The organism is Ruminococcus flavefaciens ND2009 (genome assembly GCF_000621785.1).
Classification (GTDB): domain Bacteria; phylum Bacillota; class Clostridia; order Oscillospirales; family Ruminococcaceae; genus Ruminococcus; species Ruminococcus flavefaciens_C.
Map to the genome: position 1 here is coordinate 231,979 of NZ_KK211346.1, position 14,226 is coordinate 246,204.

14 protein-coding genes are annotated in these 14,226 nt (G+C 47.2%); 12 read left to right on the plus strand and 2 right to left on the minus strand.

Annotation, left to right across the window (positions count from 1 at the left end; all coding sequences use genetic code 11):
• Nucleotides 1-170 precede the first annotated feature (170 nt).
• Nucleotides 171-1,073 (minus strand): hypothetical protein, encoded by a 903-nt coding sequence (locus T488_RS0107865; protein ID WP_028520292.1) that lies wholly within the window; start codon nt 1,071-1,073, stop codon nt 171-173.
• Between the two features lie 57 nt (nt 1,074-1,130).
• Entirely contained in the window at nt 1,131-1,628 is a 498-nt protein-coding gene (locus T488_RS0107870) for a hypothetical protein (protein WP_028520293.1), read from the minus strand.
• Between the two features lie 435 nt (nt 1,629-2,063).
• On the opposite strand from T488_RS0107870, the gene T488_RS0107875 reads away from it, so the two are divergent.
• From T488_RS0107875 to T488_RS19860, 12 genes are all read left to right on the plus strand, one after another.
• Nucleotides 2,064-2,312 carry a TM1266 family iron-only hydrogenase system putative regulator gene (locus T488_RS0107875; RefSeq protein ID WP_028520294.1) on the plus strand — a complete coding sequence of 83 codons (249 nt, stop codon included), beginning with the start codon at nt 2,064-2,066 and terminating at the stop codon, nt 2,310-2,312.
• 31 nt (nt 2,313-2,343) lie between these two features.
• Entirely contained in the window at nt 2,344-3,795 is a 1,452-nt protein-coding gene (gene hydG, locus T488_RS0107880; RefSeq protein ID WP_028520295.1) for a [FeFe] hydrogenase H-cluster radical SAM maturase HydG, read from the plus strand.
• Between the two features lie 204 nt (nt 3,796-3,999).
• Nucleotides 4,000-4,164 (plus strand): LPXTG cell wall anchor domain-containing protein, encoded by a 165-nt coding sequence (locus tag T488_RS19595; RefSeq protein ID WP_155267185.1) that lies wholly within the window; start codon nt 4,000-4,002, stop codon nt 4,162-4,164.
• Between the two features lie 96 nt (nt 4,165-4,260).
• Entirely contained in the window at nt 4,261-5,316 is a 1,056-nt protein-coding gene (locus tag T488_RS0107890) for a leucine-rich repeat protein (protein WP_028520296.1), read from the plus strand.
• Between the two features lie 34 nt (nt 5,317-5,350).
• On the plus strand, nt 5,351-5,650 hold the full coding sequence (locus T488_RS17420; RefSeq protein WP_431767945.1) for a YlmC/YmxH family sporulation protein: 300 nt from the start codon (nt 5,351-5,353) through the stop codon (nt 5,648-5,650).
• 159 nt (nt 5,651-5,809) lie between these two features.
• Nucleotides 5,810-6,574: a 30S ribosomal protein S2 gene (rpsB, locus tag T488_RS0107900; RefSeq protein WP_028520297.1), complete on the plus strand. Its 765-nt coding sequence runs from the start codon at nt 5,810-5,812 to the stop codon at nt 6,572-6,574.
• Nucleotides 6,575-6,654: 80 nt separating this feature from the next.
• The gene (gene tsf, locus T488_RS0107905; protein ID WP_028520298.1) at nt 6,655-7,572 is read left to right on the plus strand and encodes a translation elongation factor Ts; all 918 of its coding nucleotides are present in this window, start codon (nt 6,655-6,657) and stop codon (nt 7,570-7,572) included.
• 64 nt (nt 7,573-7,636) lie between these two features.
• Complete coding sequence (locus tag T488_RS0107910; RefSeq protein ID WP_028520299.1) at nt 7,637-8,341, plus strand: hypothetical protein; 705 nt, start codon at nt 7,637-7,639, stop codon at nt 8,339-8,341.
• Nucleotides 8,342-8,556: 215 nt separating this feature from the next.
• Complete coding sequence (locus tag T488_RS0107915) at nt 8,557-9,495, plus strand: AAA family ATPase (protein WP_028520300.1); 939 nt, start codon at nt 8,557-8,559, stop codon at nt 9,493-9,495.
• Entirely contained in the window at nt 9,492-10,664 is a 1,173-nt protein-coding gene (locus T488_RS0107920; protein WP_028520301.1) for a DUF58 domain-containing protein, read from the plus strand. Before T488_RS0107915 ends, T488_RS0107920 begins: the two co-directional genes overlap by 4 nt.
• Nucleotides 10,665-10,667: 3 nt before the next feature.
• Complete coding sequence (locus tag T488_RS0107925) at nt 10,668-12,980, plus strand: transglutaminase domain-containing protein (RefSeq protein ID WP_028520302.1); 2,313 nt, start codon at nt 10,668-10,670, stop codon at nt 12,978-12,980.
• A gap of 2 nt (nt 12,981-12,982) precedes the next feature.
• A complete protein-coding gene (locus T488_RS19860) occupies nt 12,983-14,221 on the plus strand; it encodes a dockerin type I repeat-containing protein (RefSeq protein ID WP_028520303.1) in 1,239 nt (412 codons plus the stop codon).
• The last annotated feature ends 5 nt before the right edge of the window (nt 14,222-14,226 follow it).

Genomic DNA, 14,226 nt, shown 5'->3' on the forward strand with positions numbered 1-14,226 from the left:
AAGCAGTCCTCCAATGACGCAACGCAAACGAAATCTGACGTGTCTGCCAATTCCACCATACCCGCATATTAAACTATTATATATTTACTGAATTGAACTTTTATACAAAAGCCAAACAACACAATAATAATTATACATTTTTGTAAGGGATTTGTCAAGGGGAAAATATATCACTTGGCGAGAGCATTGCGGAAATGTTCCGCAAAGGCGCTAATGGACATATATCGCTGCTCTCTTTCGGGGGACACAGCTCTGAGGATCACTTTGTAAGCCGCGTCGGAAAGCTCCCATTTGTTACGTGAGCAAGGGATAAAGGCACATTTTTCGTATCTCTCGGCTATATCAGTGTCGGAGAAGCTTCCGAACATATCGAATATGATCGCTCCGAGAGTAAAGACGTTAGTGACCTCATCTATAACAGCTCCCATTATGTACTCCTCGGGAGCCTTCAGGCGTTTAGTGCCCCAGTAGTTCTCACCGAGAGTATTCACCACGGGAGCCTTACGGAAAAAGTCAATATCGCAGATAGTAAGCTTGTCACGGTCAAAATCGTAGATAAGGCTGCCGTCATAGAAGTCGCAGGCAACATAGCCCTTTGCAGCAGTATTCTCAAGGAATGAGATAATATCCGACACTGCATTCAGCCGCTTAGTTACAGGGAGGGCTTTGAATCGCTGATATGGAGGCGTTATATTCTCGGCTGAATATTTATCAAAGTTCCAGTGATCGAAGAGTCCCTCTCCGTCAGCCCAGTCAAAAACCGCTGCATAAAGCTTGCCATGCTGAAAGCTGTCCCTTATGTGTATGAGAGACGGGTGAGCAAGGTCGCGGTATATCTGAACAGCGTTTTTCAGAGCATCTACAGACTCTGCAGGGGAGACCTCTCCCTCTATGGTATCGGCGCCGGCGATCTTGAAGAAATATCTTCCCTCAGAGCTTTCAACTCCGAAGCAGATACAGCCCGAGCCTGTTTCGTCAATAACCGAAAACACCTTGCCGTATTTATTGAGCCATGTCAGATCGTGTTTGGTTTTAAGTCTGTAGCTTATACCGTTAATGCTCTGTATAATCATTTTACCTCCGAAAAACAAAAAGAGGAGCATGACGTTCCTCTTTTGATGCTTGTTTAATTATTCATTCTGAGCTCCGCTATTCAGAGCCTCTTCCGCAGCCTTGGCTGCGTCTGCCAGTGAAGTTGCTTCCTGAGCTGTTTCATTTGCAGCCTGCTGAACAGGAGCAGGACCTTCTTGTACGGGAGCAGGTGCAGGTGTCACAGGCTGTGCGGGAGCAGGTGCAGCTGCCTGAGCAGGAGCTTCTGCCTTGGGAGCAGCCTCCTCATTAGCCTTTTTCTCTGCCGCTTCCTTTTCTGTACGATCGCCCTTTGACTCTATGTAGAGTTCGTCGTCAGCGATACTGCCGACAAATCTGAGCTGCTTTACAGGAATTCTCTTAAGGGGAGAATAGATGAATGCCTTACATGAATAGTTCTGTTCAACGAGACCTCTCTTTTCACAGAGAACTCTGTTTCCATCCTTGGTTCTTTTACCGTATGAGCAGTAATCGCACTTTGGATCGATCTTTTTATCGAAATATTTAGCTCCGCCCTGGAAAAATGAGAATAAACCCATTAATAATCACCTCAAAAATAAATCTAAAATAAGTATATCACAAATAAATTATTTTGTCCAGTGATTTTTGAAAAATTATATATTTATTTGAAAAAGGGACTGCCCCATTGTTCGTTTTGCACAAAGGACAGTGCTGCTTACTGGTGATTTGAACCGTTATATTAATATATTAAGTCTTACATATGTAAATCTTAGTAGATACTAACAAATTAAGATTGACAATGTTGTAACAATGTGTTAGAATGTATACAGCGGAACAGAGGATTTATTCTCTGTTTGGCGGTTTGAATTTATTGTTTTCGGGCAGCAGGGTGGATACTCTGTTATCGGATGGCAGTTGAGTGATGTGAACGATCATATAGCAGACTATCTCCGTCCGTACCATGGGCGGAGTTTTTTGTTGACTGCCGTTTTTCTGCCTGCAAAGGAGGAGAAATGGAAAATAAACGTATTGCGGTAGCTGCTATCGTCATTGATGAGCAGTCCGCAGCTGTAGAAGTGAACAACGTGCTTCACGATTACAGCGACATCATCATCGGACGCATGGGGATACCCTATAAGGAGAGGGGAATATCACTGATCTCCGTAGCGCTTGACGCAGAGCCCGATGTTATCAGCAGTCTCACAGGAAGGCTGGGACAGATACAGGGCGTATCTGTAAAGGCAGCAATATCAAAAAAGTAAGACGTTCAATATTGAATCAGGAGGAATTATTATGTATGATATGAAGTCCCTCAAGGCAGAGGAATTTATAAACGATGAAGAAATAAAGGCTACACTGGAGTATGCCGAGCAGAACAAGCACAACCGTGAGCTTATCGAGCAGATACTTGAGAAGGCAAGACCCAGGAAGACCGGCAGAGGCGTTGAATGTGCAGGACTGTCACACCGTGAGGCAAGTGTGCTTCTCGCCTGTGATATTCCCGAAATGACGGAGAAGATGTACGACCTTGCCCGCGAGATCAAGGAAGCTTTCTATGGCAACAGAATTGTTATGTTCGCACCTCTTTACCTCTCTAATTATTGTGTAAACCAGTGCGTATACTGTCCCTATCATATGCAGAACAAGGAGATACCCCGTAAGAAGCTGACTCAGGAGGAGATACGCCAGGAGGTCATCGCTCTCCAGGATATGGGACACAAGCGTCTTGCCATCGAGTCGGGCGAGGATCCTGTAAACAATCCTATCGAGTATATTCTTGAATGTATCGATACTATTTATTCCATCAAGCACAAAAACGGTGCTATCCGCCGTGTTAACGTAAATATCGCGGCTACAACTGTCGAGAACTACAAGAAGCTCCATGACGCAGGCATCGGCACATATATCCTCTTCCAGGAGACCTACCACAAGGAGAGCTATGAGAGACTTCACCCCGCTGGACCAAAGCATAACTATGCTTACCACACTGAGGCTATGGACCGCGCTATGGAGGGCGGTATCGATGACGTAGGTCTGGGCGTTCTCTTCGGACTTGATATGTACAAATACGAATTTGCAGGTCTTCTTATGCACGCCGAGCACCTTGAGGCTGTTCACGGCGTAGGTCCCCACACTATAAGCGTTCCTCGTGTAAAGAGAGCTTCCGACATTGATCCGACTGTGTTCGACAATGGTATCGACGATGATACATTTGCAAAGATAATCGCTTGTATCAGAATAGCAGTTCCCTACACAGGCATGATAATCTCTACCCGTGAGAACGAGTCATGTCGTGAGAAGGTGCTTGAGCTGGGCGTTTCTCAGATCTCAGGCGGCTCAAGAACATCTGTCGGAGGCTATGCAGGCTATACTCCCGAGGAAAGACCTCACGACACAGAGCAGTTTGACGTTTCCGACCAGCGCTCACTTGATGAGGTAGTGAAGTGGCTCATGAACATGGGACATATCCCTTCATTCTGTACTGCCTGCTACCGTGAGGGAAGAACAGGCGACCGCTTCATGGCACTCTGCAAGGTGGGACAGATACAGAACTGCTGTCACCCCAACGCTCTCATGACGCTTCAGGAGTACCTGACCGACTACGCTTCACCCGAGACCAGGGCTGTGGGCGAGGCTCTTATCGCAAAGGAGATACTTAACGTTCCCGATGAGAAGCGCAGACAGCGTGCAATGGACTATCTTGATGAAATAAAGAACGGCGGCAAGCGCGATTTCAGATTTTAAACTGTTCCGCCTGACTGTGACATTTTTACAGTGGTTTATCGTGGATACTGCGGGGAAAACTTTTGAAAAAAGAACTCCCGCAATGTTCACATATGCCCCTGCTTAAAAGTGAAACGGTCGGGCGGGATTTTATATTTGACAAATCAAGTTCAATGTGTTACAATAGTCTGTGATATAATACATATATATTAGGAGGACAATAAAATGGCTATGACATTAGCGGCTTTAGCTGCGGCGATCCCGCAGACAGGAGATACATTTCCCAAGGGCTTGCTTATAGGCATAATCATCGGAGCAGTCCTGCTTGCTGCGGGCACAGCTGTCTTCGCCAAGAAAAAGGGCGACGATGATGACGACGATGAGGAATGATGCTTCGTGCTGAAACGGCGGCTGCATAAGCGGCTGCCGTTTCTTTTTTGAGGCATAAATATATAATGACTACTTTACAGGAACGGAGTGGTGGACTTGAAACACAGATCGGCAGCAGTATTACTTTCAGCATTTATTCTCACGGCATCAGTGCCGTTTACAGCTTTTGCGGTAGACAACACGGAAATAACCGAAACATCGGAATACGAGAAGGACACTGTCTTCGAGGAGAACGGTCTGGAATACCGGCTGTATCAGACAGATCCTCCGCGGCTTGAGGTAAAAAGATGCCTCAGCGAAGATGAGGAAATAGAGATCCCCGAGGTCGTTAACGGCTTTATCGTTGACAGCATAGGGGAATATTCCTTCGAGAAGGTAAAAACTCTCGGATCGCTGAAGCTTCCGGAGTCTATCAGATATATCAGGAACCATGCGTTTTTCCAGTGCAGCAGGCTTCGGGACGTTACCTTTCCGAACTGTCTTGAGAACATCGAGTTTCTTGCTTTCAGCAACTGCGATCGTCTTAGCCCCGTCAAGCTTAACAAGGGGCTTACCGAGCTGGGCTTTGCTGCATTTCAGTCCTGCGGGGCTATAACATCGCTTACTGTCCCGCCGAGAGTTGAGGTGTTTTCCGAATACGCCTGTAACTTCACCCATGATCTGTATACTCTGCGTCTGTGCAACGGAGTGCAGAAGATAGGAAGCCATGCGGCTCAGAACAATTACTATCAGAAAAGGGTCATCATTCCGCCTTCGGTCACCGAGATCGGAGACCACGCTGTCGGTTATCTCTTTCAGAAGGGAGAGTATCAGGGCTTGAATGAAGCTGTCATATACGGAGAAAAGGGGACAGCTGCCGAAGCATATGCCGCTGAGAACGGAATGCCTTTTGTGGAGTTCGACTTCAGATACGGCGATATGAACAACGACGGAGCTGTCAACGCTCTGGACGCTTCCGTTGTACTTTCAGAATACGCCAGAACTTCCACCGACGCGGGCGGCGAGGGCTTTACAGAGGCGCAGAAGCTGAAATCGGACCTCAATGACGATTTCGCAGTCAATGCGTATGACGCTTCCCTTATCCTGTCCTACTATGCGTATACTTCCACAGGCGGAGGTGAAACTCCCGAGGAGTTCTTTTTCCTTCGCTGACATACATATATAATGTATGAGGGGGGCGGTGGGCTTGCGGCTTTGCTTTGATGATATATGCAGGAAGGAAGTCATAGATATGACCTCTGGGGAGCGCCTGGGGTTCATAGACGATATAGAGCTTGATATAGAAAGCGGCAGTGTGACCTCTCTCATCATATACGGAGGACAGCGGCTTTTCGGGCTTCTCGGCAGAACAGATGATACGGTGCTGAGCTGCTCCGAGATAAAGGTCGTTGGTGAGGACATTATCCTGGTAGAGCGCTCTTCGGAGAGCCCTGAGATGAAATGGACAAAAAAACGCAGGAACTCACTTTCAAGTTTGTTGAAATAGATATTGCAAAAATGCTTGAAAAATACTGCGGAAAATGATATAATATTAAGGCAATTCGCACGCTTGTACTTTCGGCGGTTGGTGCGCATTTTTCTGCGTTGCTGCTGAGCTAAGTCAGGCGGAGGATTAATATTAACCAATTTTAAGGAGGACTACACCATGGGAGTAGTATCAATGAAGCAGCTTCTTGAAGCAGGCGTTCACTTCGGACACCAGACAAGAAGATGGAACCCGAAAATGGCACCCTACATTTTCACAGAAAGAAACGGCATCTACATCATCGACCTTCAGAAGACCGTAAAGAAGCTTGAGGAAGCTTATATGTTCGTTCGCGACATCGCTTCACAGGGCGGCGAGGTTCTTTTCGTAGGTACAAAGAAGCAGGCTGGCGATTCCGTTAAGGAAGAAGCTACAAGAGCCGGTGCACACTATGTAAATGCAAGATGGCTGGGCGGTATGCTCACCAACTTCAAGACAATCCAGACAAGAATCAAGAGACTTGAGCAGCTCCACGCTATGGAAGAGGACGGCACATTCGCACTCCTCCCCAAGAAGGAAGTTGTTAAGCTCAACCTTGAGATAGAGAAGCTCGAGAAGTTCCTCGGCGGTATCAAGACAATGAAGAAGCTCCCCGCAGCACTCTTCATCGTAGACCCCCGCAAGGAAAAGATCGCTGTAGCTGAGGCTAAGAAGCTCAACATCCCGATCGTTGCTATCGTTGATACAAACTGCGATCCTGATGAAGTTGACTACGTTATCCCCGGTAACGACGACGCTATCAGAGCTGTAAAGCTTATCGCAGGCACTATCGCTAACGCTGTTATCGAAGGCAGACAGGGCGATGACACAGCTGCTGCTGAGGAAGCTCAGGAGGCTCCCGCAGAGGAAGCTGCTGCTGAGACAGCTGAGGCTGACGCTGAATAATCTAAGAATACAATCAAAAACCCGAACTAACCCTTCGGGTTTTTGCGGATTTAATATTAAAATAACAGGAGGTAATTACAATGGGAAAGGTTTCCGTTGCTGAAATTAAAGAACTCATGAAGTCCACAGGCGTTGGTATGATGGACTGTAAGAAGGCTCTCGAAGAGAACGATGGCGATATGGACAAGGCTATCGAGTTCCTCAGAGAAAAAGGACTTGCTACACAGGCTAAGAAGAGCGGCAGAGCTGCTGCTGAGGGCGTTGTAACTGCTGTTGTAAACGGCGAGGTAGGCGTTCTTCTCGAAGTAAACACAGAGACTGACTTCGCTGCTAACACAGACGACATCAGAAACTTCGTTGCTAACGTAGCTAACACGATCATTGAGAAGAATCCTGCTGATGTTGAGGCTCTCAAGGAGATGCAGATCAGCGGCGGCAGCAATACAGTAGGCGAGGTCCTCACTGAGCTGGCTGGCATGAAGATCCGTGAGAACATCGTTATCCGTCGTTTCGTAAGACTTGAGGGCAAGCTTGCTTCTTACATCCACAATGGCGGAAGCATCGGCGTTCTCGTAAAGATGGACACAGATCTTGCTGCTGATCAGGTAGCTGCTATCGGTAAGGACGTTGCTATGCAGTCCGCAGCTCTTAACGCTCCATACCTCTGCCGCGAGCAGGTTCCTGCTGAGGTAATTGAGAAGGAGAAGGAGATCATGATGGCTCAGATGGCTGAGGATCCCAAGATGGCTTCCAAGCCCGAGCAGGTTCGTGCTAAGATCGTTGAGGGTAAGGTAGGCAAGTACTACAGCGAGAACTGCCTCCTCGAGCAGGCTTTCGTTAAGGACGACAAGATGAGCGTTCAGGGCTATGTTGATGCTGAGGCTAAGAAGCTCGGCGGTTCTATCAAGGTCGTAGACGTAGTTCGTTATGAGCGCGGCGAAGGCGTTGAAAAGAAGGAAGATAACCTTGCTGACGAGATCGCTAAGATGATCAAGTAATCAGAGATTTTACAAACAGTGGCGGATGTTCCGCCACTGTTTTTTGATTTAGGGAGAAAATATAATGGCAGTAACTTCAAATCCTAAAAGGACTATGCTATTGATAGCGTTTTTGGCTTATTTTGTTATGCTTTTATGTGGGTGTATGGAAAAACACGATGAGATTCAAGGAGATGAGCGCTATAGTGTAAATACTGATAATCTTGACTATTGTGTTGAGAACAGGGGAATAGATGGGTATGCGGGGCGCGTGTTATCATTTTACCGAACAGAGGAAGTTAAAACACAAATAAGATCCGGACGGTATCATTATGAGATTTCGTATCTATATTATTACATATTAGATAATGCTAGCTCTGCTGATATTGAAAAAAATAAGAACGACAGAAGCTACGTTCCCGAAAACTACCGTGTTTATTCGTTTTATACCAGCGATGAGAATAAAAAGAAAGAGCTTGACGAGCTTTGTGTTCAGTGGGCTGCCTATATGAACGGCGATTCGGATACAATGCCCGGTACATTTTATATAAATGGACGTGTTTCGCCTAAATCCTTTAATGAATATGATGTCGGTGAGTTTAAAAAAGCTGCAAGAGAATGTGGGGTTGCTGAAAAACAGATATCCTCACTGCTGATATTTGACGATCCTGTCGGCACCGATGTGAAATCCGGGGCATACTGGATTATTTTAACTGTAGCATCTGCTTCTCTTTTGGTTGTATGGATATTTCTTATAAAGATACGCTGGTATGATAAGAGAAAATACTGATATTATCTTTTGTTGATATTAGGGCAAAAATCAGCTGAAACTGCTGCTTAAAATAATCATTTGGACAAATTTTCAACATTCCAACACCTGCATTATTGTAAGATGTTACAATAATACAGGCTTTTTTTCGTAGGGTTTTCCCTTGCAGTCATTGACAAAATATGATATAATAAGTTTAATTGGATAATATACTCAGATAAACGAGGTACACATCTATGAATTCAAATATAAGCAGACTTGCCGAATCAGTGGGAAGAGTTATCGTCGGAAAGCAGGATACAGTGGTAAAACTCATCGCTGCACTGCTCTGCGAAGGCCATGTTCTTCTTGAGGACGTTCCCGGCGTCGGCAAAACTCAGCTGATAACCGCACTTTCGCGTTCAATCGGCGGAAAATTCAACAGAATACAGCTCACCCCCGACATCATGCCTTCCGACATCGCAGGCTTTACTATGCTTGACTCGGCGAAGGGAGAGTTCGTTTACCGCGACGGAGCTGTAATGTGCAATTTCCTCCTTGCGGACGAGATAAACCGTGCCTCGCCTAAGGTGCAGTCGGCACTTCTTGAGGCTATGGAGGAGCGCCAGATAAGTCTTGACGGTGTTACACACAAGCTCCCCAGGCCCTTCCTCGTAATGGCTACACAGAATCCCGTAGAGACCTACGGTACCTTCCATCTTCCCGAAGCACAGATGGACAGATTTTTCATGAAGCTTTCAATGGGCTATCCCTCAGTTCAGGAGGAGGTAATGATCCTCGAAAGAACGGAGAGACATAACCCTATCGCAAATATACCCGAGCCCGTTATGCACGTTGATGACATCGCTGCTATGCAGGAGGAGGTCAAGCGCGTGAGAGTAACGGATGAGGTCAAGAATTATATCGTTAGGATAGTTTCATCTACCCGCCAGGACAGGAACACTATCCTGGGTATCAGCCCCCGCGGAAGTATCGCTCTTTTCAAGGCTGCAAAGGCATTTGCCTATATCTATGACAGAGAGTATGTTACTCCCGATGATGTCAAGAATACGGCAGTTTCCGTGCTGGCTCACAGAATAATCCTTTCACCTCAGGGAAAAACCGCTTTCAGTACAGGCGAGGCTTATATTGAAAACGTTCTCAGGACCTGTCAGGTCCCCTCAATGATCAGATGATCAAGCATATTAAAAGCATCGTAAGTGTTCTTGCAGTTGCCTTTCTCGTCTATATCTTCACATTCTATATAGACGGCGAAATGGGTATCATACTTCTCGCATTTGTGCTGTTCGCACCGCTTGTCTCACTGTTTTTTGTGCTTTACGCAAGGAACAGGGTCAAGGTGGACTTTACCTGCGACGCATATGTGCCAAAGGGAAGCAGGCTCCCTGTCAGGGTGACTGTCAGCAAGACGGGAGTTTTTCCCCTTGCGGTGATAGAGATCGAGCCCTATGCTACCGAGATATTCGGTCAGCAGATCAAAAAGCGTAAGCTGACAATGCTCGGCGAGAAGAAAAAGAGCTTCACTATAGAGCTTGACGCCCTTATCGGCGGAAACGGCGAGGCAGGCATAAAAAGCGTATACTCCTGCGGCTTCCTCGGATTTTTCAGGCTCCCCCTGAAGACTCCTCTCCCTCAGCCTGTCTCCATCGGCGTTATACCGCCGGTTCCCGAGATCAAGGCTTCAACACAGCTATTCCGCTCTATTGCGGACGTGGTGTTTACAAGCGATGAGGATGAGGAAAACGATACGGCAATGATGTTCTCAGCCAATACATCTCCGGGCTATGAACACCGTGAGTATGAGCTGGGAGACCCGCTCAAGCGTATCAACTGGAAGCTTTCCTCCAAAAAAGGAAAGATGATGGTGCGACTCGATGAGGCAGTTGCCTCTGTTCAGCCTGTTGTGGTGCTTGACCTGTACAGGCGCAGCGGTTTCCCTGCTGAAAAAGTGGTATTGGGTGAAGAAAAGCTTATAAGGTCTGTATTCGGACTCCTTTCCCTTCTGGTCAAGCAGGGTATCGCGTGCAGCTTTATTTATCGTTCAAGCTCGGGAGAGACGGTGAGCGAGAGCGTGGATAATCCCGATTATCCCGATCAGCTCCTGCTGAAGGTGCTTGCTGTCAAGGTTGTTCCCGACAAACGAGTTGATATATCACAGTTTGGCGGCTCGGTGTGTGCCTGCGTGATCGCCACCACTGATGCTTCGGGGGATTTTGGCTTTATAACCAAGAATATTGACAGTCCCGATAATATAAGTATCGTTGGGCTTTCTCCCTCAACTCCCAATTCGACCTCGCTGCCTCTGTGGTATCTTGATGAGGATAATAACTTTAAACTGGTATAAATAATGAAAGAGACCAACACTAAACCATTCAGCCTGAGATCATTCCTGCTGAGGACTCTCACTGATCCTGTTCTCTGGTACACGGTGCTTATAATGATAGCACTGATGTATCATCACCGGAACAGGGATAAGGCAGACTCTGAGGGCATTGTATTTGCCCTTGGCTTCGGAGCAGTGACATTTGTCGTCGGCTGGCTGCTTTTCAGGGTATTTGACTTCATGCAGAAACGCCATATTATCGGCTTTTGTGCATACACTGCGTGTGTGGGAGTCTTTGCTATGGCGATACGGCTTACTCTTGCCCTTGGTCAGGAGAACTATCCTATCACATGGATGCTTTGGTTCCTCACTCCGCAGGACTCTATTGAATATAACTTCTGGTTCGCGGTGACCTTCTTCCTGCTGTTCCTTATATTCATGGCTTCGGTCATATACTACTTCACAAGGGTAAGATACAGGATATTCATGAATTTCCTTATCTTCATAATCCCCTTCGTGATATACGGTAAGGAATACGAGAAGATGCCTACCCTCATGATAATACTCCTTGCAGTCGGATTTATCCTGCTGATGGTGTATTATCGTCAGCTCAAAGACTCTGAGGATACTGAGTTCGTTGAGAGGAGGCGCTCGTGGAAACCGATAGCTGTCTACGCTGTGATCTTCGCATCTGTAGCTGCTCTTTTCCCGAAGCCTGCCATCGAAGCGGACAGGACCACCCTTGAGACACTTATCAACGCTGATGTGCTCACTGACAGACTGGTCGATATGCTGAACGTTTTCCGTAATACCACGGGCGGTCAGCGATTCAGGACAAGCGTCAGGGACATGATAGTGTATGAGGCGGCTTCACAGGACGAGTTCCACCTTAAGATGGCTTCATATTCCACATATAACTTTAAAGACGATACATGGTCCACAGGCGGTCTCGACCTTCATTACGATGAAAGGACCGAGGCACTTCCTCTGAACATAATGTCGCCCATGGGAATGGCAGATGCCTTCCTTGAGGCAGCTTCGCTCGATGAAGCATACGCTGAGAAATACGGTCTTACCGAGTATCTGGAGGAGGGGCTGGACGCTCCCGAGGTCAGATCTGCCACGCTATACACTGTAGTGGGTTCTGCGGGACTGAGCTATGAGAACGACTCCGCTCCCGTACCTCAGAACGCTGTCAGGCTCGCAGACTGCTCCAAGGACGGTGAGCTTGCTACCCTTACAGGCGGAACGGTCGTATCCGTAAGCTCTGATTTCTCAAGTACAGAGTACTTCGTCTTTGATTACGCTGCTGATACTTTCTTTATGAGCAGCAGGAACCAGGAATTCCTTGATCATATCGGTCAGTTTGACTATGAACAGCTCCTTGAGGACACAGATGATGTTCTGTACTGGGCAAAGTACGATGATGAGGACAAGGGCGAGGCTTATGACTATTTCGGTATTGATTACAGGTATTATGAGGACTATCTCAATGACCTGCTGGACTACGGTGATAATCAGCGTATAAAGGAGCTTGCCGATGAACTCACAAAGGACGCGAAGTCTGATTATGAAAAGGCAAAGATACTTGAGGGATATTTCTACAATAATGATTACATCTATGATCTTGACTATGTGAAGAAGGAAGGCGAAAATGCAGAGGACTTCATCTTCGAGACGAAGACAGGCGTCTGCTATGAGTACGCTACCTCAATGGTACTTCTTGCCCGTGCGGCAGGTATCCCTGCAAGATATTGCGAGGGCTACAATATGACCCGCAGGGAAGAGGGCTACTGGAATCAGGGGACAGATCACGTTGTTACAACAAAGGACGCTCACGGTTATCCTCAGCTGTACATAAGAGGCTATGGCTGGACAGACTTCGAGCCTACTGTGACAGACACTGTTGTGGAGGAAAAGAAAACATCCGCCACGAATATGCTTTCAAGAGCAGGACTTATTATCCTTGCAGGCGCACTTTTGGTTTTACTCGGTGCATTCCTCTATCCGAGATTCTCTCACAGGTTCTTTATAAGAAGAGCACGCAGGAGGGCTCCGGGTGAGTTCGTAAAGAGCGCAATGCTCAGGATATGTAAATTATATGATATAGAAGATGTCAATACCTCGGCAGAGGCTGCGGATCTGGTACGGAAGGCAACAGGAGCTGAGATCTCGGAAACCGCTGTACTATTCGACAGAGCTGCTTATGGTGGGGAAGCTCTCAGCGAGAGCGAAAGAGAGATAGCTCTGAACGACTACATAGCTGCTTATGAGGCGCTCAGGGAGGCTAAAAAAAGAAGGGGCATAACAAACCGACAAAGTATGAATGGAGGTTAATTATGCGAACTGTAAAAGACAACGGAATATCGAAGCTCCTGCTCACATTCCTGATGATCATCGGAATTCTGGCAGGAGCGTACAGACCTGTTCATTCGGCTCATGCCGCAGAGGACTTCAGACTGTGGCGCCAGATGGACAGCCGATGGGGCAATACTGCTATCGGCGGCTCGAATGTACGCAGATCGGGCTGCTATATAACGTCCATAGCTATGGTCGCAGTTGCCTCGGGTGCAAGGAATACCACGGATTTTGATCCGGGAGTATTTGCAAAGCAGCTCAATGACATCGGAGCATTCAATTCCTCGGGCGGACTCAGCTCGTGGGCTTCCGTAAACAAGGTAGTCAAGGAGATAAGCATTGATTCGGCTAATCTTAGCTTTAAATCAACAGACCAGAAGGGCAAGGCTGCCGAGATCAAGGCGGCTCTCGACAATGGCAGCTACGTAATATGCAATGTCGGCGGACACTGGGTCTATATCGACGGTGTCATCGGCGACGATGTTTACATGGCTGACCCCGCTAAGGACGATATACTCATGTTCAAGGCGTATAACAACGCCAATATAACAGTATATCAGCTCCTAAAGGGCAAGACCCCATACAGCGGATTCACTCCTCTGTATACTCCCGAGGGGGCAGCACCTGTGACCACTACCGCTGTAACAACGACCACCACTTCTACAACAACCAAAGCAGCAGCTACTACAACGAAAGTTACTACAACAACCAAGGCGGCTACAACTACAAAAGCAGCTGCCACAACTACAAAGGCATCAGTCGCTGCCACAAAGGCTGCCTCAACAACTGCAAAGCCTTCAACTACAGTTGCATACGTGAAGGGCGAGTATTACTGCCCTGACAGCAGAACTGTAACCGTTTATTCAGAGGACGGTAAGGAGACTGCTGCTGTTCTGGAGGAAGGCAACATAGTCGATGTTGTCAGTGTCAGCGGTGATACGGGGGAGGTAGTCATCAACAGCAAAAAGTGCCGTGTAAAGCTTTCAGAGCTTGTCTTTGCAGGCAAGGAAAAGAAGCTTGTAATGGGCGATATAAACAATGACGGCGCCTTTGACGGCTACGATCTTGCACTTATAAATGAATATATCATCAGCCGTTCAAGGCTTCCCGAAGGCGTTTCCGTACTTACAGGCGCGGAGATAGCTGCTGCGGATATAAGCGGCGACGGACTGATAGACAATACTGATGTGCTCATGTATCTCATGCGCATCTGCAATTAAGGAGA